The organism is Bradyrhizobium shewense (assembly GCF_900094605.1).
In the GTDB taxonomy this organism is placed as follows: Bacteria; Pseudomonadota; Alphaproteobacteria; order Rhizobiales; family Xanthobacteraceae; genus Bradyrhizobium; species Bradyrhizobium shewense.
In genome coordinates this window covers 68775-88294 of sequence record NZ_FMAI01000021.1, presented here as the reverse complement: position 1 = coordinate 88294, position 19520 = coordinate 68775, and the positions used below count along the sequence as shown (strand labels likewise).

17 protein-coding genes are annotated in these 19520 nt (G+C 64.5%); 13 read left to right on the top strand and 4 right to left on the bottom strand.

The genetic code is table 11. The features are described from left to right. The first annotated feature begins 17 nt into the window (after window positions 1-17). The 7 genes from GA0061098_RS31600 (at window position 18) to xth (ending at window position 8340) form a co-directional block, all read left to right on the top strand. Window positions 18-356 (top strand): P-II family nitrogen regulator, encoded by a 339-nt coding sequence (locus GA0061098_RS31600; protein ID WP_008142813.1) that lies wholly within the window; start codon window positions 18-20, stop codon window positions 354-356. Between the two features lie 38 nt (window positions 357-394). Continuing rightward, a complete protein-coding gene (locus GA0061098_RS31595; RefSeq protein ID WP_091965375.1) occupies window positions 395-1843 on the top strand; it encodes an ammonium transporter in 1449 nt (482 codons plus the stop codon). A gap of 202 nt (window positions 1844-2045) precedes the next feature. After that, window positions 2046-2450 (top strand): GFA family protein, encoded by a 405-nt coding sequence (locus GA0061098_RS31590; RefSeq protein ID WP_091965419.1) that lies wholly within the window; start codon window positions 2046-2048, stop codon window positions 2448-2450. 279 nt (window positions 2451-2729) lie between these two features. Further along, a complete protein-coding gene (locus GA0061098_RS31585; protein ID WP_091965374.1) occupies window positions 2730-3944 on the top strand; it encodes an aminotransferase class I/II-fold pyridoxal phosphate-dependent enzyme in 1215 nt (404 codons plus the stop codon). 9 nt (window positions 3945-3953) lie between these two features. Further along, the gene (locus tag GA0061098_RS31580) at window positions 3954-6431 is read left to right on the top strand and encodes a DNA translocase FtsK (RefSeq protein WP_091965373.1); all 2478 of its coding nucleotides are present in this window, start codon (window positions 3954-3956) and stop codon (window positions 6429-6431) included. A gap of 151 nt (window positions 6432-6582) precedes the next feature. Beyond that, window positions 6583-7338 carry an outer membrane lipoprotein carrier protein LolA gene (locus tag GA0061098_RS31575; RefSeq protein ID WP_091965372.1) on the top strand — a complete coding sequence of 252 codons (756 nt, stop codon included), beginning with the start codon at window positions 6583-6585 and terminating at the stop codon, window positions 7336-7338. A gap of 186 nt (window positions 7339-7524) precedes the next feature. Further along, on the top strand, window positions 7525-8340 hold the full coding sequence (xth, locus tag GA0061098_RS31570; protein WP_091965371.1) for an exodeoxyribonuclease III: 816 nt from the start codon (window positions 7525-7527) through the stop codon (window positions 8338-8340). Window positions 8341-8370: 30 nt separating this feature from the next. On the opposite strand, the gene GA0061098_RS31565 is transcribed toward xth, so the two are convergent. After that, window positions 8371-8814: a cyclic nucleotide-binding domain-containing protein gene (locus tag GA0061098_RS31565; RefSeq protein ID WP_018323556.1), complete on the bottom strand. Its 444-nt coding sequence runs from the start codon at window positions 8812-8814 to the stop codon at window positions 8371-8373. 58 nt (window positions 8815-8872) lie between these two features. After that, window positions 8873-9559 (bottom strand): response regulator transcription factor, encoded by a 687-nt coding sequence (locus GA0061098_RS31560; RefSeq protein ID WP_007598630.1) that lies wholly within the window; start codon window positions 9557-9559, stop codon window positions 8873-8875. Window positions 9560-9737: 178 nt separating this feature from the next. On the opposite strand from GA0061098_RS31560, the gene GA0061098_RS31555 reads away from it, so the two are divergent. Further along, window positions 9738-10331, top strand: a complete 594-nt coding sequence (locus GA0061098_RS31555) for a L,D-transpeptidase family protein (protein ID WP_091965370.1) — start codon at window positions 9738-9740, stop codon at window positions 10329-10331. Window positions 10332-10337: 6 nt separating this feature from the next. Next, a complete protein-coding gene (locus tag GA0061098_RS31550; protein ID WP_091965369.1) occupies window positions 10338-11123 on the top strand; it encodes a 2-keto-4-pentenoate hydratase in 786 nt (261 codons plus the stop codon). A gap of 156 nt (window positions 11124-11279) precedes the next feature. On the opposite strand, the gene GA0061098_RS31545 is transcribed toward GA0061098_RS31550, so the two are convergent. Then, on the bottom strand, window positions 11280-11969 hold the full coding sequence (locus GA0061098_RS31545) for a YggS family pyridoxal phosphate-dependent enzyme (protein ID WP_028139366.1): 690 nt from the start codon (window positions 11967-11969) through the stop codon (window positions 11280-11282). 108 nt (window positions 11970-12077) lie between these two features. Between GA0061098_RS31545 and GA0061098_RS31540 the strand changes: the two genes are divergently transcribed. Then, window positions 12078-13775 carry a diguanylate cyclase domain-containing protein gene (locus GA0061098_RS31540; protein ID WP_091965368.1) on the top strand — a complete coding sequence of 566 codons (1698 nt, stop codon included), beginning with the start codon at window positions 12078-12080 and terminating at the stop codon, window positions 13773-13775. A 45-nt stretch (window positions 13776-13820) separates the two neighbouring features. On the opposite strand, the gene GA0061098_RS31535 is transcribed toward GA0061098_RS31540, so the two are convergent. After that, entirely contained in the window at window positions 13821-14867 is a 1047-nt protein-coding gene (locus GA0061098_RS31535; protein WP_208610704.1) for a GGDEF domain-containing protein, read from the bottom strand. A 191-nt stretch (window positions 14868-15058) separates the two neighbouring features. Here GA0061098_RS31535 and leuS point away from each other — a divergent pair, with 191 nt between their 5' ends. The 3 genes from leuS to holA all read left to right on the top strand — a co-directional run bounded on the left by leuS (window position 15059) and on the right by holA (window position 19371). Continuing rightward, window positions 15059-17695, top strand: coding sequence for a leucine--tRNA ligase (gene leuS / locus GA0061098_RS31530; protein WP_091965367.1), 2637 nt, complete (start codon window positions 15059-15061; stop codon window positions 17693-17695). Then, on the top strand, window positions 17682-18233 hold the full coding sequence (gene lptE, locus GA0061098_RS31525; protein ID WP_091965366.1) for an LPS assembly lipoprotein LptE: 552 nt from the start codon (window positions 17682-17684) through the stop codon (window positions 18231-18233). Before leuS ends, lptE begins: the two co-directional genes overlap by 14 nt. Window positions 18234-18342: 109 nt before the next feature. Continuing rightward, window positions 18343-19371 carry a DNA polymerase III subunit delta gene (gene holA / locus GA0061098_RS31520; RefSeq protein WP_091965417.1) on the top strand — a complete coding sequence of 343 codons (1029 nt, stop codon included), beginning with the start codon at window positions 18343-18345 and terminating at the stop codon, window positions 19369-19371. Window positions 19372-19520 lie beyond the last annotated feature (149 nt).

The following is a 19520-nucleotide window of genomic DNA, read 5'->3' as shown; positions in this document are numbered from 1 at the left end:
AAGCGGGGATAGGACCCATGAAAATTGTTATGGCGATTATCAAGCCATTCAAGCTGGAAGAAGTCCGTGACGCCCTGACCGCCATCGGCGTTCACGGTCTCACGGTGACGGAAGTCAAGGGATATGGCCGCCAGAAGGGCCATACGGAAATCTATCGCGGCGCCGAATATGCCGTGAGCTTCCTGCCCAAGATCAAGATCGAGGTCGCTGTCGCCTCCGACCAGGTCGACAAGACCATCGACGCCATCACGTCCGCCGCGAAAACCGGACAGATCGGCGACGGCAAGATCTTCGTCATCAACCTCGACCACGCGGTGCGCATCCGCACCGGCGAGGCCGATGCCGCGGCCCTTTGATTTCGCGCTCAACCTTTATCCAATCAGGAGTGAATAATATGACGTTCAAGCGTCCCTATGGCGCGGGATTGGCGGCTCTCGCAGTCGGCCTGTTCGCTGCGACCGCAGCCTACGCCGAGCCAACGGTCAACAAGGGAGACAACGCCTGGATGCTGACATCGACAGTGCTGGTGCTGTTGATGACGATCCCCGGCCTCGCGCTGTTCTACGGCGGTCTCGTCCGCTCCAAGAACATGCTCTCCGTCCTGATGCAGGTGTTCTACACCGTCTGCGTCGTCACCGTGATCTGGGCCGTGTACGGCTACAGCCTCACCTTCACCGGCGGTTCCGACTTCATCGGCGGCTTCTCCAAGGCCTTCATGATGGGCGTCACCACCGATACGAAGGCCGCGACCTTCTCGGTCGACGCCAACATCTCGGAGCTCATCTATGTGTGCTTCCAGATGACCTTCGCGGCGATCACGCCCGCCCTCATCGTCGGCGCCTTCGCCGAGCGCATGAAGTTCTCGGCGATCGCCCTGTTCATCCCGCTCTGGGTCACGCTGATCTACTTCCCGATCGCGCACATGGTCTGGTACTGGCAGGGTCCGGACCTGATCCAGGATGCGGCCAAGGCGCTCGCTGCTGCCACTGATGCGGCCGCGAAGACCGCGGCGCAGGCCAAGCTCGACGAGCTCAACGCCGACGCCGGCTGGATCTTCAAGAAGGGCGCGATCGACTTCGCGGGCGGCACCGTGGTGCACATCAACGCCGGCATCGCAGGCCTCATCGGCGCTCTCCTGATCGGCAAGCGCGTCGGCTACGGCAAGGAGCTGATGGCCCCGCACTCGCTGACAATGTCGATGATCGGCGCCTCGCTGCTCTGGGTCGGCTGGTTCGGCTTCAACGCCGGCTCCAACCTGGAAGCCAACGGCGGTGCTGCGCTCGCCATGACCAACTCCTTCGTCGCCACCGCAGCCGCCGCGCTGTCGTGGATGTTCGCGGAGTGGATCATCAAGGGTCACCCGTCGGTGCTCGGCGTCATCTCCGGCGCTGTCGCGGGCCTCGTGGCGATCACCCCTGCGGCCGGCTACTCCGGCGTCATGGGCGCGATCGTCCTCGGCCTCATCGTCGGCGTGGTCTGCCTGTTCTTCTGCACCGTCGTGAAGAACGCGCTCGGCTACGATGACAGCCTCGACGTGTTCGGCGTGCACTGCGTCGGCGGCATCGTCGGCGCCATCGGCACCGGCATTCTCGTCAACCCCGCCCTCGGTGGCGCTGGCGTCATGGACTACACCGCGATCCCGCCGAAGGTCGGCGACTACGACTTCGCGGCGCAGATGATGTCCCAGATCTGGGGCGTCGGCACCACGCTGGTGTGGTCGGGCATCGGTTCGGCGATCCTCTACAAGGTCGTCGACGTGATCGTTGGTCTGCGCACCAATGTCGAGAGCGAGCGTGAAGGCCTCGACATCACCGAGCACACCGAGCGCGCCTACAACATGTAAGTCTCCTCCCGGACGTGGTCTCCTCGGAGACCACGTCCAGAACTACGGTTCGGGCACATACCCGGCAATGCCCTGACCGTTGAGGGGCTCCAGCGCAAGCTGGAGCCCCTTTCTTTTGCCTCGCATGCCGAAGAAAAAGATTGCCATTCCGCAGCGCCGGCGCAGAAATATCGACCTCAAAAACAACAAACGGGAGGTCGTCATGCATTTGGAAGGCGGATGCTATTGCGGTGAAGTGCGCTATGTGGCCGAGGGCGATCCGATGATGCAGGCCCAGTGTCATTGCCGCGAGTGCCAGTACATCTCGGGCGGCGCGCCCAACACCTTCATCGCGATGCCGGCGGCGGGCTTCAGCTACATCACCGGCCAGCCCAAGCAGTTCACGCGCAAGGACCTCGAACGCGCCGTCACGCGCGAGTTCTGCGCCGAATGCGGCACCCATCTGGTGACCAAGGTTCCGGGACTGCCGGCCGCGATCCTCAAGGTCGGCACGCTGGACGAGCCAAAGCAGTTCCATCCGCAGATGGCGATCTACACCTGCGACATGCAGGACTTCCACGCGATCCCGGCGGGGATGAAGACATTCGAGAAGCTGCCGGGGCACTAGCCGCTTGATTTCGCGGGCGCTCGTCATGCCCGGGCTTCTCCCGGGCATCCACGTTCTTTGGACGCGAAAGAAACCGTGGATGGCCGGGACAACAAGCCCGACCATGGCTCCCGGAGTGCCACGCATCCCGTTGTTATCCGGCCCCAATATTCCTGCTCTGGACGGAGGCGGCGGCCGATGGTTAATCGCGTCTTAACCTCGCCCTATCTATGGTGAACTGAACCGCTTCCCGCCGGGGCCTTCGCGCGACCGGCTGTTCCGAGAGTGCTGGCGCCCAGAATGGTCATGACCGCTTCATCCCGTGCGCCACAGGCCAGTGGAAGCTCCGATACCGGACGCTCGCCCTTCGTCCGGCTGAACGAGCTGCTGGCGCCGCATCAACCCGGCAAGCCCTTGATTTCGCTCGCGGTCGGCGAGCCCCAGCATCCCGTGCCTGATTTCGTCGGCCCGGTGCTGGCCAAGCACATCGCCGATTTCGGCCGCTATCCCATGAACCAGGGCACCGAGCCGTTCCGCCAAGCCGCAAGCACCTGGCTATCGTCGCGCTTCAAGCTGCCGCGACCACTCGATCCCAAAAGCGAGATTCTCGTCCTCAATGGCAGCCGCGAGGGCCTGTTCCTCGCCGCGATCGCGGCCGTCCGTTATGTCGGCCCACGCCCCGGCAAACCCGCGATCCTGATGCCGAACCCGTTCTATCCGGTCTATGGCGCCGGCGCGGGTGCCGCAGCTTGCGAGCCGGTCTATCTGCCGACCACCGTCGAGAACGGCTTCCTGCCTGACCTCGATGCCATCGACGAGGCGACGCTGGCACGCACGGTGGCGTTCTATCTGGCCTCGCCCGCAAATCCGCAGGGCTCGGTCGCCTCGCGTGACTACTTCACGCGCCTGAAGAGCCTCGCCGATCGATACGGCTTCATGATCCTCAGCGACGAGTGCTATTCGGAGATCTACACCCGCGAAGCACCGGGCAGTGCGCTTGAATGCGCCGGCCCCGATTTCACCCGCGTGGCTGCGTTCCAGTCACTGTCGAAGCGCTCAAATCTTCCGGGCCTGCGCGTCGGCTTCGCCGCCGGCGACAAGAAGTTCATCGGCATGTTCCTGGAGCTGCGCAACATCGCAGCGCCGCAGGTGCCGGTGCCGCTCCAGCATGTCGCGACCTTTGCCTATGGCGACGAGGCGCATGTCGAGGAGAACCGCCGGCTCTACCGGATCAAGTTCGATCTCGCCGACCAGATCATCGGCAATCGTTACGGCTATCGCCGGCCTGATGCCGGCTTCTGCGTCTGGCTCAACACGTCCGAGATCGGCGACGACGTGTCGGTGACGCTGAAACTCTTCAAGGAAGCAGGCGTGCGCGTGGTGCCCGGCAGTTTTTTAGCGCGGCAACAACCCGACGGCTTCAATCCTGGCGCAGGCTACATTCGCCTGGCGCTGGTGCAGGATGGCGAGACCACGGCGCAGGCGTTGCACCGGCTGGTCGAGACTCTGGGTTAGGCGGGGCCCATGAGCATGTCGGCAATCGAACGTGTCATTCCACTGGTCGGCCATCTGCCGCCCTCGATCCGCGAGGGACTGGCGCGGCGCGTGCGCGAGCTCACCGGCTTCGGCCTGATCGCGTTGTCGGGCGTTGCCTCGGCAGCGCTGATGACCTGGTCGGTGCAGGACCCCAGCCTGAGCCACGCGACCTCGCGGCCGATCCGCAACATTCTCGGTTATGCCGGCGCGATCGGCGCCGACCTTGCGATGCAGATCCTCGGGCTCGGCGCCATCATGCTGGTCCTGACCGTCGCGGTCTGGGGCTGGCGCATGATGACCCACCGCCCGTTCGACCGCGAGGCGCTGCGGCTCGGCTCCTGGATTCTCTGCACGGTGATCGCGGCAGGCTTCGTCAGCTGCTGGCCGCATGGCGGCGCATGGCCGCTGCCGACCGGCCTCGGCGGCGTGGTCGGCGATGCGCTCGTGCGCGCGCCCGCAGTGATTTTCGGGCCGGCCGGCACGATCTATCGCGTGGTGCTGGGCACGATCCTGTTCGCCGCGATGGCCGCGACCTTCCTGATCGCATGCGGCCTTGGCGCCCGCGAGCACGACGATGAGCTCTCGGAGATCGAGGACGACGACAAGCCGCTCGACGAGGGCGAGGAGAACGATCGGGGCTCGGTGTCGCTGGGCTGGCTGTTCCATGCGCTGATGAGCACGAAGGCGCGGCTGATCTGGCTGTGTGGCGCCGCTTACCGCTCGCTCGTCTCGAGCGGCCCGAAGACCAAGGCCGTCGCGTTCAGCCGCCAGGAGCCGAATCTGGGCGGTGGCCGCGCCGCCCCCTCGATCTCGCCGCAGTCCGAGGACGAGGACTACGAGGATCAGCACGAGGAAGAGGAAGAAAACGAGGAGGAAGAGGAGGAGCCCGCCGCGCGCGCCCCGCGCAAGAAGGCTGCCCCGAAGGCTGCTGCCAAGAAATCCTCCGACAAGTTCGAGCTTCCGTCCGTCTCCGTGCTGGCCGCGCCGAAGGCAGGCGATCGCCAGCCGCTCAGCAAGGCCGAGCTGGAAGCCAATTCGCGTTCACTCGAAGGCGTGCTGCAGGACTTTGGCGTGCGCGGCGAAATCGTGAAGGCCAATCCGGGCCCCGTGGTCACGCTGTACGAGCTGGAGCCGGCGCCTGGCATCAAGTCCTCGCGCGTGATCGGACTTGCCGACGACATCGCCCGCTCGATGAGCGCGCTGTCGGCGCGCGTCGCCGTCGTGCCCGGCCGCAACGCCATCGGCATCGAGCTGCCGAACGCGCACCGCGAAAAGGTCTATCTGCGCGAGCTGCTGATCGCCAAGGAAGCCACCGAGACGGTGGCGAAGCTGCCGCTCTGCCTCGGCAAGACCATCGGCGGCGACCCCGTCATCATCGACCTCGCGCGCACGCCGCACATGCTGATCGCCGGCACCACCGGCTCCGGCAAATCGGTCGCCATCAACACCATGATCCTCAGCCTGGTCTACCGGCTGCGCCCGGACCAGTGCCGCCTGATCATGGTCGATCCGAAGATGCTCGAACTCTCCGTCTATGACGGCATTCCCCATCTGCTCACGCCCGTCGTGACCGACCCGAAGAAGGCGGTGGTCGCGCTGAAATGGGCCGTGCGCGAGATGGAAGAGCGCTACAAGAACATGGCCAAGCTCGGTGTGCGCAACATCGACGGCTACAACACGCGCCTGCTCGAATTGAAGGCCAAGGGCGAAGAGCCGACGCGCACGGTTCACACCGGCTTCGACAAGGAGACCGGCAAGGCGATCTACGAGGAAGAGAAGCTCTCGCTCGACCCGCTGCCCTACATCGTCATCATCGTCGACGAAATGGCCGACCTGATGATGGTCGCCGGCAAGGACATCGAAGGCGCAGTGCAGCGCCTCGCGCAGATGGCGCGCGCCGCCGGCCTGCACGTGATCCTCGCGACGCAGCGTCCGTCGGTCGACGTCATCACCGGCACCATCAAGGCGAACTTCCCGACCCGCATCGCCTTCCAGGTGACGTCCAAGATCGACAGCCGCACCATCCTGGGCGAGATGGGCGCCGAGCAGCTGCTCGGCCAGGGCGACATGCTCTACATGGCGGGTGGCGGCCGCATCAGCCGCGTGCACGGACCTTTCGCCTCCGACGACGAAGTCGAGAAGGTGGTGCGTCACCTCAAGACGCAGGGCCAGCCGGAATATCTCGAGGCCGTCACGGCCGAAGAGCCCACCGAGGACGAGGACGGTGCGGTGTTCGACGCCACCGGCATGGGCGGCGATGGCGGCGGCGACCTCTTCCAGCAGGCCGTTGCGATCGTCAAACGCGACCGCAAGGCCTCGACCAGCTACATCCAGCGCCGCCTGCAGATCGGCTATAACCGCGCCGCATCCTTGATGGAGCGCATGGAACTGGAAGGCATCGTCGGACCCGCCAACCACGCCGGCAAGCGCGAGATTCTGGTCGAGGAAGAAGACAGCCATATGTGAGGCAGCCGCCTCCAGACATCATTTCACGCGAAATCGTTATCTGCTTTTGCCCGAAATCACGCTAAAAGACGCCCAGCCACCTTAGGACGACGCGTTGATCAGACATCCGGACATTCGATTCGCTGCCACCATCGCTGCGCGAAGCGCGCGCGTGGCCGGCGTGCTTCTCGTCACCGCTGCGATGGTGACGGCGTCCTCGCTCGCGCAGAATGTCCCGGTGCCGAAACCTGCACCGAAGGGCCGCGACGGCGGAGCGGCCGCCGGCGGGCCCGCAGTCACCGGAGCGACTCAGGCGCCGCCGAATCCGGTGATCCCGGATCCGCGCCGCAACGTGCCGAGCAGCATCTTCCAGACCTTCGATGCCAACCAGAAGGCGCAGGCGGCCAAGGTCAGTGCGTATCTGTCGTCGCTGTCGACGCTGGTCGGGAATTTCGTCCAGGTCGGCCCGGACGGCAGCAAGACGCAGGGCGATTTCTACATCCAGAAGCCGGGCAAGGTGCGCTTCGAATATGACGCGCCGAGTCCGATCGACATCGTCGCCGACGGATCCTCCCTGGTCGTGCGCGACCGCAAGCTCGCGACCCAGGATGTCTATCCGCTGTCGCAGACGCCGCTGCGTTTCCTGCTGTCGGATCGTATCGACCTGATGAAGGACACCAATGTCGTTGGCGTCTCAGCCGACGACGTCTTCGTCAGCGTCACCATCGAGGAGAAGCAGGCACTGGTCGGCACCAGCCGCCTGCTGCTGATGTTCGGCGCCAAGGACGGTCAGTTGAAGCAGTGGACCGTCACCGATCCGCAGGGCTACGACACCACGATCGCGGTCTACAATCTGGACTCGAGCAAGAAGCTCGATCCCGGCATGTTCAAGATCGATTTCACCAATTACGGCCCGGCACCGGGATAGGTCTCGTAGGGTGGGCAAAGGCGCACTTGCGCCGCGCCCACGATCTCTCGCCTCATGGCAGGCACGTGGGCACGCTTCCGCCTTCGCTCTTCGAGCTACGGCGGACAAGTCGCTTTGCCCATCCTGCGAGAGCGCGCTGTGGACAAGCATTTTCCCCGCACCAATCCATGCTAAGACGCATTTCCCATGCGTTTTTCCCTGACAACCTGGAACATCAATTCGGTGCGGCTACGCATCGATCTGGTCGCGAAATTCCTCAAGAGCGCGCGGCCAGACGTGCTGTGCCTGCAGGAGACCAAGTGCATCGACGATGCCTTTCCGCTGAAGCGCTTCAAGCGGCTCGGCTATGAGCACGTCGCGCTGAACGGGCAGAAGGGCTATCACGGCGTCGCCATCGTCTCGAAGATTCCATTCGAGTCCACGGACATCCGCACCTTCTGCGACAAGGTGGATTCGCGTCACATCTCCGTATCGTTCGGCGAGAAGGCCAATATCGCAAAGCCGCTGGTGGTGCATAATTTCTATGTGCCCGCCGGCGGCGACATTCCCGATCCCGCGCTGAACGAGAAGTTCGACCACAAGCTTCGCTTCCTCGACGAGATGGAGGCGTGCGGGCCGCTGCATCCGCGCGGGGAGGATCGCCACATCCTGGTCGGCGATCTCAACGTCGCCCCGCACGAGAACGACGTGTGGTCGCACAAGCAGCTTCTGAAGGTGGTCTCGCACACGCCGATCGAAACCGAAAAGCTGCAGGCCGCGCTGGCCGCCGGCGAATGGGTCGACGTCGCCCGCGAGCGGATTCCGATGTCCGAGAAAGTTTACACCTGGTGGAGCTATCGCTCCGCCGACTGGACCGTCGGCGACCGCGGCCGCCGGCTTGACCACATCTGGGTCTCGCGCGCGTTGAAAGATGCGGTCAGCGATTTCAGGATTCTGCGCGATGCGCGGAGCTGGGAGCGGCCGTCGGACCATGTCCCGGTGACCGTGACGCTGGAGGTGTGAGGTCCGTAGCCCGGATGGGGCGACAACCTCTCACGACGTCAGCTTCGCACCCGCCATCAGGATATCGCTGGCGATCTGGCTGGAGCGGACCGCGAATTCGTCGCGCAGCCGAACCGCGGCGGCGGGATCGCTTTCGAGCACGCGCTGGAACAGGCTGCGGGCGACGCGGATGACGGAGGAATGCTCCAACGCGATCGCGCTCGACGGCCGCTTCATCGGCACCACCAGCGCGAGCTCGCCGATCAACGCGCCGGGACCTGCGATCATCTCGGCGCCGGCGCCGTCATCGACCCGGAAGGCGCCGCGCTGGACCACGAAGCCGGCATCGGCGTCGTCGCCGAGATTGAACAGGGTATCGCCGCGGACGAAGTTACGCTGCTCGGAGCCGATCGCCAGCATGCGCAACGAGGCGTCTCCCAACAGGCGCAATGTCGGGACACGCTCGAGAAGCGCTACGTCGTCGTCGATTGACATTCAGATCCGAGGCTCAAAGGCATGCGATCTAAAACGATTCGCACGCCCTTCGAGCGTATCACGGCACCAGCTTGTAGCCACCGGCTTCCGTGACCAGGATTTCCGGGTTGGCGGCATCCTTCTCGATCTTCTGGCGGAGGCGGTAGATGTGGGTTTCCAGCGTGTGGGTGGTGACGCCGGAATTATAGCCCCAGACCTCCTGGAGCAGGGTCTCGCGCGAGACCGGCATCTGGCCGGCGCGGTAGAGGAAGCGGAGGATGGCGGTCTCCTTCTCCGTCAGCCGCACCTTGCGCGCATTGGCGGCGGTGAGCATCTTGGAGCCGGGCCGGAAGGAGTAGGGGCCGACCGAGAACACCGCGTCCTCGCTGGCCTCGTGCTGGCGCAGCTGGGCGCGGATGCGGGCCAGCAGGACCGCGAAACGAAAGGGCTTTGCCACATAGTCGTTGGCGCCGGATTCGAGCCCCAAAATCGTATCGGAATCGGTGTCGTGCCCGGTCAGCATGATGATCGGGGCCTTGAAGCCGCCCTTGCGCAGGGAGCGGACCACTTCGCGGCCGTCGGTGTCGGGCAGGCCAACGTCCATGAGGACGAGATCGGGGGCATTGGCCTTGGCGGCACTCGCGCCTTTGGCGCCTGTATCGACCGCGGAGGCTTCGAATTCCTCGTGTAGCGATAATTGCTCCACCAACGTGTCGCGCAGATCGGTATCGTCATCCACGATCAGGATCTTGCGGGCATTGGCCATAGGGGGTCATCCTTTTGGGGTCCGGCGCGGCGCGCATGCATGCTGCACCCAGCCGTGAGGGAAGTTTAGGGGTCGCCGTTATTATTGTTGTTCGTGTTGAAGTAGTGGGCTGTTACCGATTCTCAAGCCAGAACCACTCTAACTCAGAATAGCAGGCCGGTTTGATGAATGTCCTGTAATGAATTCGACATTGCACGTTCACATGAAAAATAAAGCAGCTTCAGTTGGTTACACCAAGAATCGAAGCGCTGGACCGCTCTCTGTGATCCGCGTTAAGCCTGCGGCCGGGAATCCGCGCCGAGGCTGGCTGACGGCGGGATCGCTGATCATACCGGTTGCGCTGGGGCGGGGCGGCATCCTGGCCAACAAGCGCGAGGGCGACGGCGGCACACCCAGAGGCAGCTTCCGCCCAAGGCGCTTGTGGTGGCGGGGCGACCGGCACAGCCGTCCGCAGAGCTTCCTGCCGGCCCGGATCGTCACCGGAGCGGACGCCTGGTGCGAGGACCCCAGTGATCGCCATTACAACCAGGGAATCCGGCTCAACGAAGGGCAGGGCGGCGACCGGCTCAAGCGGGCCGACCATCTCTATGACTTCATCATCGAAATCGACCACAACACGCGACCGCGGGTCGCCGGCCGCGGCAGCGCGGTATTCTTGCACCTGGCCCGCGACAATTTCGGCCCGACCGCGGGCTGCGTCTCCATGACGAAATCTGCGATGCTGCAATTGCTGCGGCGATTGGGGCCACGAACAAAAATCATCATCGGGTGAGCATGCATGCTCGACAGGGATCAGATCGCGGCCGCCTCGCGCGTGCTCGTTCAACATTGGCGCGACGGCACCAAGCTTGAGGTGCTGGAGCCGCGGTTGCGGCCACAGAGCCGCACGGAGGGCTACGCCATCCAGGCCGGGCTCGAAACACTGTCGCGCGGGACATTGTTCGGCTGGAAGATCGCGGCCACGAGCGTATCAGGACAGAAGCACATCAACGTCACGGGACCGCTGGCCGGTCGCATCATGAGCGACACCGTGATCGCCGATGGCGGGACCGCGTCGATGAAGGGCAACGAGATGCGCGTTGGCGAACCTGAATTCGCCTTCCGCATGGGACGCGATCTGGTGCCGCGTGCAACGCCCTACAGCGTCGATGAGGTGCTCGCCGCCGTCGACACCTTCCATCCTGCGATCGAGATTCCCGATTCCCGCTTTGCCGATTTCGCCAGAGCGGGCGAGGCGCAGCTGATCGCCGACAATGCCTGCGCGCATCTGTTCGTGCTGGGCGCGGCGACGACTGCGAACTGGCGTGCGATGGATCTCGTCGAGGAGCGGCCCCAGATCACGCTGCGCGGCGAGCGCTATGTCGGCCACGGCAAGAACGTGCTCGGCGATCCCCGCGCTGCGCTCGCCTGGCTTGCCAATGAGCTGCGCGGGCTTGGACTGACCTTGCGGGCAGGGGAGGTGGTGACCACGGGTACGTGTCATCCACCGCTGCCGATCGAAGCCGGCGATCACTTCGCGGCGGACTTTGGTGTGTTGGGGAAAGTGTCGGTGGGGTTTGTGTAAGTAGCCTCATGGTCGTCCCTGCGAACGCAGGGATCCATAGCCCCAGGGAGAAGTTTGGCGAGGATTGGGAGTTACCTGAGTTTCGCCGGTACGAAGCCCACCTATCAATCGGAGATCACGCGGTATGGGTCCCTGCGTTCGCAGGGACGACAACAACTACCTATGCCCAAAGATCGCGCTGCCCACGCGGACATGGGTGGCACCCAGCATGATGGCATTGGCGAAATCCGCGCTCATGCCCATCGAGAGATTGGTCAATCCATTACGCGCGGCGATCTTGGCGGTCAGCGCGAAATGCGCCGCCGGCGGCTCGTCGACCGGCGGGATGCACATCAATCCGGAGATCGTCAGCCCATAGGTGTCGCGGCAACTGGCCAGGAAGGCGTCGGCCTCGCCGGGGGCGATGCCGGCCTTCTGTGGCTCCTCGCCGGTGTTGATCTGGACGAAGAGTTGCGGGTGCTTGTTCTGGGATTCGATTTCCTTGGCTAACGCCTGGCAAATGCTCGGACGGTCGACCGAATGGATCGCATCGAACAGCGCGACCGCCTCTTTGGCCTTGTTGGATTGCAGCGGTCCGATCAGATGCAGCGCGATGCCCGAGTAAACAGACGTTAACGCAGGCCACTTGCCTTTGGCCTCCTGCACCCGATTCTCGCCGAATACGCGCTGTCCGGCGTCGATAACCGGGGTAATTGCATCCGCGGCGAAAGTCTTGGACACCGCGATCAGCGTCACGGAGGCGCGATCGCGTCGCGCATCCTTGCAGGCACGGGCGATTTCGGCTTCGACCGCGGCGAGCGCGTTTGGTGAATGGCCGGTTACCGGCGCGGCGTTGGCTTCTGTCATGACGTCGCTTGGCTGTGATCCTGACCGAGGTAAGTCCAATTTTACCGAGTTCAAGAAAGAGTTTTTGAACCCTTCGCTTTACCTTGGCCGACGGGGTGGGTAGCGAAGATGGCAAGAATCAGTCTCAACCGCAAACGAGCGAAACTCAAGCAGGTTCTCGGAATCCGGGCGCGGCTTGCATTGCTCGCGGTGATTCTGGTGGCGCCCTTGATGCTCGAGCGCATCCGTTCGCTCGAAGACACCCGCACCCGGCAGATCGCGCAGGCCACGGTTGAATTCACCACCGTCGCGCGACACAGCGCCGATGCGCAGCGTGAGGTGATCTCGTCGGTCGAGACCATCCTGAAATCGGAGGCCTTCATTCGCGCCTCCGCCGGCGGCGTCAGCAAGAGCTGCGACGTGCTGCGCGCGAGCCTGCCGTCGAACCTGCCCTGGATCCGCACACTTTTGATCGCGGGCGCAGACGGGCGCATCCAGTGCGCGACGAACAACATGTATGTCGGCCTCGACCTGAGCGACCGGCCCTACTTTCAGCAGGCCCAAACGAGCGGCCGCTTCGTGCTGAGCGATTTCATCCTGTCGCGGCCGATAGCAGCACCGACGGTGATGGCGGCTTATCCCGTATCGGCCTTCAGCGGCGTATCCGATGCCGTCGTCCTCGCCACGGTCAATCTCGACTGGATGTCGAAGGTCATGAGCAATCTGGGCGGCCGCGCCGGCATCACCGCCGTGCTGGTCGACAGCGCAGGCACCGTGCTGGCCGCTCCGGCCGATCAGCACAGCGCAGTCGGCCGTCCGCTCGACAACATGCCGCTGATGTCGGCGATCGCCGACAGGGCGCTGCGTTCCGACCAGGATGAAGGCTCACTGTCTTTCCTCGCCGCCGACGGCTCGCGCCGCGCGGTCAGCTACATCCGCATCTCCGGGACCAACGCCCGCCTGATCGCCAGCATCGACGAAGACAAGGTGTCCGCAGCGGTCAACCGCGACATCCGCACCGCCTATCTCCAGCTCGCTTTCGTCGTGGTGTTCGTCCTGCTCGGCGCGCTGATCGCCGCCGAAAAGCTCGTCATCAAGCCGATCGAGATGCTCGTCGACATGGCCAAGCGTCTCGGCGAGGGCGATCTGTCGGCCCGCGCGGCGCGCAATCGCCTGCCGGCCGAGTTCGTGCCGCTCGCCCGCGCGTTCAACGCGATGGCGGCACAGCTGAGCCAGCGCGAGCGCGAGCTGATCGCGAGCAACGACCGGCTGACGGTGATGGCCTCGATCGACATGCTGTCAGGGCTCGCCAACCGTCGCGGCTTCCAGAGCCGGCTCGACTTCGAGTGGATGCGCGCGCAGCAATATGGCAGCGACCTCGCGCTGCTGATGATCGACGTCGACCATTTCAAGCTGTTCAACGACACCTATGGCCATCTCGAAGGCGATTCCTGCCTGACGAGGCTCGGCGAGTCGCTGTCCGGCATCGCCGCCGACACGATGGGCTTTGCGGCACGCTATGGCGGCGAGGAGTTCTGCCTGCTGCTGCCGAACACCGATGTGAACCGCGCCGTGGAAATCGGCGAGCTGGCCCGCGCGGCCGTGCTGAAGCTGTGCCTGCCGCACATCACCTCAGCCCACATGATCGTCACCGTCTCGATCGGCGTTGCCGCGACGAAGCCGAACGAGGCCTTGCGTCCCGGCGACCTGATCGAAGCCGCCGACGCCGCGCTCTACGCCGCAAAACACCGCGGCCGCAACAATGTCGTCGAGCACGGCGTGCAGGCAATCGAGACCGGCGCCACCGAAATGATGATGGCGGGCTGATCGTCAGTCAAGACCAACGTCGTCGTCTCCACGCCCCGCAACAGGCTATCCCGCAGTCCCCACGCGATCGAGCTCGGTCTCCGTCACCACGCGATTGCGGCCGCTGCCCTTGGCGAGATAGAGCGCGCGATCGCAGCGCTCGATGAGATCGGTGATCGCTTCGCCGGCCCGGTACTGCGCCACGCCGATCGACACACTGATGCTGGGCAGAACCTCGCCGGTGGAGCGGCGGGTGATCGTGCACTCGGCGAGCGCGTGCCTGATGCGCTCGGCGATCTCGGCACAGGTGGCGAGATCGGCATCCGGCAGCACCGCGATCAGCTCCTCGCCGCCATAGCGGGCCGGCAGATCCTGCTCGCGAACCTTTTCACGCAGCACCTTCGCCATCAGGCGCAGCACCTGGTCGCCGACACCGTGGCCGAAATTGTCGTTGAAAGTCTTGAAGTGGTCGATGTCGAGCATCAGCACGCTGAGCGGCTCGCCCCACGCGGCGGTCGCCTGTGCCTTGCGCAGGAATTCGTCGAGCGCCCGCCGGTTTGCGAGTCCCGTCAGCGTGTCGGTCCGGGCGCGCTCCTCGGACCTCGATAGCGAATCGCGGATCACGTCGAGCTCGCGGGTCTTTTCCGCAAAGCCTGCTTCCAGCCGTGTCGCCCGTGTGGCGGCCCGCGCCAGCTCGTTCATGAGCTGGGCAACCAGCGCCTTCGGATCGACGCCGGCCTTGCCCTGGTCCGCCACCTCGCTGATGCCCTGCATCTGTGAATGATTGTCGGCGATCGCGGTCGCCAGAAACTCCTTCGCGGCCCCCATGAGCGCCTGCAGCCGCTCGGACGTGTCGACCACGGCGGCACTCACCTGGGGCGCGACATAGGTCTTGAACAGGTCTTGATTGGTTCGGGCGTCGAAAGGACGATTGTGGTCGATCAGAAGATCAATCGCGTTGCGCAGATCCTCATGGCCGTCCCCGAAATACAGGAACCAGACGGCAAAATTGGCCGGGGTCGGCGCAATCCGCTGTTCGGCCATGCTCCGCATCGCCCGTCCGGCAATGGACGCGGCATAGTCGTAATCGGGCTCGTCGAAGCTGGAATCCATCGCACTCATGCGGTCTCGTCGGGCCGCAAATTGGCATTGACCCCTTAATCACACCCCAACGCCGACCTTCGTAGTTATGCGGAGGCGCCGGCAAAGTTCCAAACCGCGGCAACCCATTGACCCCCTAAGGACTTCTATGGCCTAGTCCGCCGTCTTGAGACGGCCGAACCCACGAAAACCGCAACGATTCCATGACCTCCGAACGCTATAACGCCCGCGACGCCGAACCGCGCTGGCAACGCCTCTGGGACGAACAGGCGATCTTCGTCTCCAAGAACGACGATTCGCGGCCGAAATACTATGTGCTCGAGATGTTCCCCTACCCGTCCGGGCGCATCCATATCGGCCATGTCCGGAATTATACGCTCGGCGACGTGCTGGCCCGCTTCATGCGCGCCAAGGGGTTCAACGTGCTGCATCCGATGGGCTGGGACGCTTTCGGCCTGCCGGCCGAGAATGCCGCGATCGAGCGCAAGGTCGCGCCGAAAGCCTGGACCTACGACAACATCGCCGCGATGAAGAAGCAGCTCCGCTCGATCGGGCTGTCGCTGGACTGGTCACGCGAATTCGCGACCTGCGACCCCAGCTACTACAAGCATCAGCAGAAGATGTTCCTGGACATGCTCGGCGCCGGCCTCGCCGAGCGTGAGAAGCGCAAGCTCAACTGGGATCCGGTCGACATGACCGTGCTCGCCAACGAGCAGGTGATCGACGGCCGCGGCTGGCGTTCCGGCGCCGTTGTCGAACAACGGGAAATGAGCCAATGGGTCTTCAAGATCACGAAGTACTCGCAGGAGCTGCTGTCCGCGCTCGATGGGCTCGATCGCTGGCCTGACAAGGTGCGGTTGATGCAGCGCAACTGGATCGGCCGCTCGGAAGGGCTGCTGGTCCGCTTCGCGCTGGATGCGGCGACGACGCCGGCCGGCGAGAGTGAGCTGAAGATTTTCACGACGCGCCCGGACACGCTGTTCGGCGCCAAATTCATGGCGATCTCGGCAGATCATCCGCTGGCGCAGGCAGCCGCCGCGAAGAACCCCGAGCTTGCGGAGTTCATTGCCGACATCAAGAAGATCGGCACTGCGCAGTCGATCATCGACACCGCGGAGAAGCAGGGCTTTGACACCGGCATCCGCGCGGTGCACCCGTTCGATCCGTCCTGGAAGCTGCCGGTCTATGTCGCGAATTTCGTGCTGATGGAATACGGCACCGGCGCGATCTTCGGCTGCCCGGCGCATGACCAGCGCGACCTCGACTTCGTCAACAAGTACAACCTCGGCAATACGCCAGTGGTGTGCCCCGAGGGCCAGGATCCGAAGTCGTTCGTCATCACCGACACCGCCTATGACGGCGACGGCCGCATGATCAATTCGCGCTTTCTCGACGGCATGACCATCGAGCAGGCCAAGGACGAGGTCGCAAAACGTCTGGAAAGCGAGCTGCGCGGCAACGCGCCGGTCGGCGAGCGCCAGGTGAATTTCCGCCTGCGCGACTGGGGCATTTCGCGCCAGCGCTATTGGGGCTGCCCGATTCCCGTCATCCATTGCCCGAAATGCGACGTGGTGCCGGTACCGGACGCCGATTTGCCGGTGACGCTGCCTGACGATGCGACCTTCGACAAGCCGGGCAACGCGCTCGACCATCACCCGACCTGGAAGCACGTCACCTGCCCCAAATGCGGGGCTAAGGCTCAGCGCGAAACCGACACCATGGACACCTTCGTGGATTCGTCCTGGTACTTCGCGCGCTTCACCGATCCCTGGAACGAGACCGCGCCGACGACGCCTGCCGTCGCCAACCGGATGCTGCCGGTCGACCAATATATCGGCGGCGTCGAGCACGCGATCCTGCATCTGCTCTACAGCCGCTTCTTCACCCGCGCGATGAAGGCGACCGGGCACATCGCGCTGGACGAGCCGTTCGCCGGCATGTTCACGCAAGGCATGGTGGTGCACGAGACCTACCAGAAGGCCGACGGCACCTATGTGCAGCCGGCCGAGGTCAAGGTCGAGGTCGGCGGCAATGGGCGCCGCGCAACGCTATTGACGACGGGCGAAGACATCCAGATCGGCCCGATCGAGAAGATGTCGAAATCGAAGAAGAACACGGTCGATCCCGACGACATCATCGAGACCTACGGCGCCGATGTCGCCCGCTGGTTCATGCTGTCGGATTCCCCGCCCGACCGCGACGTGATCTGGAGCGACGAGCGCGTCCAGGGTGCCTCGCGTTTCGTCCAGCGGCTGTGGCGGCTAGTGAACGATTCCATCGAACTCGGCAAGGCCGCGCCGGCGGCCCGGCCGGCCAGCTTCGGCACGGACGCGACTGCCTTGCGCAAGGCCGCCCATGGTGCGCTCGACAAGGTCACCACCGGAATCGAGCGGCTGCACTTCAACGTCTGCCTGGCCCATATCCGCGAATTCGCCAATAGCTTCTCGGAGATCCTGCAGCGAGCTGGCCAGCCCGCCCCTGATTTGGCTCCAGATTTGGCTTGGGCGATCCGCGAAGCCGGCCAGATCCTGGTCCAGCTGTTCTCCCCGATGATGCCGCACCTTGCCGAAGAATGCTGGCAGGCTCTGGGCCAGAGCGGGCTGGTTTCCGAGGCCAATTGGCCGCAAATCGAACGCGATTTGCTGGTTGAAGACAGCGTGACCCTCGTGGTCCAGGTCAACGGCAAGAAGCGGGGTGACGTCACAGTTGCAACAGCGGCCCAGAATCCGGAAATCGAGGCTGCCGTTTTGGCTCTCGATGCGGTAAAACTGGCCCTGGACGGCAAGCCCGTCCGCAAGGTGATCATCGTCCCCAAGAGGATCGTAAATGTTGTCGGCTAGGATCCGCATCGCAGCCCGCTTGCTTGCGGTCGCGGCATTGGCGGCGCTGACGGCTGGTTGCTTCCAGCCGATGTATGCCGAGCGTGGCGACGGCACCCCCGGCTTGCGCGAGAAGCTGATGGGGGTCGAGCTCCCGCCGATCGCCAAGCCCAATGCCTCCCGCGAGGCCCGTGTCGGTGTCGAAGTCCGCAATGCTCTCGCCTTCAAGCTCTACGGCACTGCGACGGGAATGCCGCCGACCCATCGGCTGGACATCCGCTTCACCTCCAGCCGTTCTTCGCTGATCGTCAGCGCCACGACGGGATTGCCGACCAGCGAAAACCTCGGCATCGACGCCCAGTACAATCTGATCGAGGTCGCGACCGGTAAGGCGGTGATGACCGGCACCACGTTCTCGCGCGTGTCCTATGACATGCCCGGGTCCTATCAGCGCTTCTCCCGCACCCGCGCCGTCCGCGACGCGGAGGATCGTGCCGCCAACGAGATCGCCGAGAACATCACGACCCGGCTCGCCTCGTTCTTCACCGCTGGCACGTAGTGCATTCCCGTCATTCCGGGGCGCCCGCAGGGCGAACCCGGAATCCAGAGATTGTAGATCGAGATTCCGGGTTCGCGCTTCGCGCGCCCCGGAATGACAGTTGGGCTCGATGGTCGCGCTGCGTGGAAAAGAGATCGACGCCTTCCTCGCCCGCCCTGATGCGGGCCGTCCGATCATCCTGCTCTACGGTCCCGATGCCGGCCTGGTGCGCGAACGCGCCGATGCGCTGATCGCCTCCGCCGTCGATGATCCCAACGATCCGTTCTCGCTGGTCAAGCTCGACGGCGACGAGCTCTCCGCCGAGCCCTCGCGCCTCGTCGACGAAGCCATGACGGTGCCGCTGTTCGGCGGCCGCCGCGCCATCCGCATTCGCGCGGGCTCGCGCAGCTTTGCCAGCGGTATCGATACGCTGGCGGAGATGTCGGTGAAGGATTGCCGCGTCGTAATCGAGGCCGGCGAGCTGCGCCCGGAATCGCCGCTGCGAAAAGCCTGCGAGAAGGCCAAGGCCGCGGTAGCAATCGGCTGCTATCCCGACACCGAGCGCGACCTCGCCAAGCTGATGGATGACGAATTGCGCATCGCCAATTTGCGCATCGCGCAGGACGCCCGCGCGGCGCTGATGTCGTTCCTCGGCGGTGACCGCCAGGCCTCGCGCAACGAGCTGCGCAAGCTGACGCTCTACGCCCACGGCAAGGGCGAGGTCACACTCGATGACGTGATGGCGGTGGTCGCCGACGCGTCCGAGCTGAAGCTCGACCCGATCGTCGACGGCGCCTTTGCCGGACGGCCCGACATCGTCGAGGCCGAATTCGCAAAGGCCATGATCGCCGGCACCTATCCCGGCGTGATCATCTCCGCCGCGCAGCGTCAGGCTGCGTGGCTGCACAAATCCGCGCTCGCGATCGCCGACGGCCAGCCTGCCTCCGCCGTGCTCGACGGCGGCTATCCGCGCCTGCATTTCTCACGTAAGCCCGCGGTCGAAACGGCGCTACGAAATTTCAGCGTGGCGCGGCTCGCCGCCATCATCGAGCAGCTCGCGACGGCGGCTCTCGACACCCGCAAGCAATCCACGCTGGCCGCCGCCATCGCCCAGCGCACATTGATGGCGATCGCCGCGAACGCGAAGCGGCGGGGCTGAGCCACGCTGTCATCCCCGCGAACGCGGGGATCCATGATCACAGGAAGTGGTTTGGCGAAGACTTGCAGTCCGGTACTGCGCCCCGGTCCGATCGCTAAATCACGCGGTATGGGTCCCCGCGTTCGCGGGGACGACAGCGAGGGCTTGGC

Coding starts and splice junctions, on each gene's coding strand:
- GA0061098_RS31600 (WP_008142813.1), top strand. CDS start 18: ATGAAAATTGTTATGGCGATTATCAAGCCATTCAAGCTGGAAGAAGTC.
- GA0061098_RS31595 (WP_091965375.1), top strand. CDS start 395: ATGACGTTCAAGCGTCCCTATGGCGCGGGATTGGCGGCTCTCGCAGTC.
- GA0061098_RS31590 (WP_091965419.1), top strand. CDS start 2,046: ATGCATTTGGAAGGCGGATGCTATTGCGGTGAAGTGCGCTATGTGGCC.
- GA0061098_RS31585 (WP_091965374.1), top strand. CDS start 2,730: ATGGTCATGACCGCTTCATCCCGTGCGCCACAGGCCAGTGGAAGCTCC.
- GA0061098_RS31580 (WP_091965373.1), top strand. CDS start 3,954: ATGAGCATGTCGGCAATCGAACGTGTCATTCCACTGGTCGGCCATCTG.
- xth (WP_091965371.1), top strand. CDS start 7,525: ATGCGTTTTTCCCTGACAACCTGGAACATCAATTCGGTGCGGCTACGC.
- GA0061098_RS31565 (WP_018323556.1), bottom strand. CDS start 8,814: ATGTCAATCGACGACGACGTAGCGCTTCTCGAGCGTGTCCCGACATTG.
- GA0061098_RS31560 (WP_007598630.1), bottom strand. CDS start 9,559: ATGGCCAATGCCCGCAAGATCCTGATCGTGGATGACGATACCGATCTG.
- GA0061098_RS31555 (WP_091965370.1), top strand. CDS start 9,738: ATGAATTCGACATTGCACGTTCACATGAAAAATAAAGCAGCTTCAGTT.
- GA0061098_RS31550 (WP_091965369.1), top strand. CDS start 10,338: ATGCTCGACAGGGATCAGATCGCGGCCGCCTCGCGCGTGCTCGTTCAA.
- GA0061098_RS31545 (WP_028139366.1), bottom strand. CDS start 11,969: ATGACAGAAGCCAACGCCGCGCCGGTAACCGGCCATTCACCAAACGCG.
- GA0061098_RS31540 (WP_091965368.1), top strand. CDS start 12,078: ATGGCAAGAATCAGTCTCAACCGCAAACGAGCGAAACTCAAGCAGGTT.
- GA0061098_RS31535 (WP_208610704.1), bottom strand. CDS start 14,867: ATGGATTCCAGCTTCGACGAGCCCGATTACGACTATGCCGCGTCCATT.
- leuS (WP_091965367.1), top strand. CDS start 15,059: ATGACCTCCGAACGCTATAACGCCCGCGACGCCGAACCGCGCTGGCAA.
- lptE (WP_091965366.1), top strand. CDS start 17,682: ATGTTGTCGGCTAGGATCCGCATCGCAGCCCGCTTGCTTGCGGTCGCG.
- holA (WP_091965417.1), top strand. CDS start 18,343: ATGGTCGCGCTGCGTGGAAAAGAGATCGACGCCTTCCTCGCCCGCCCT.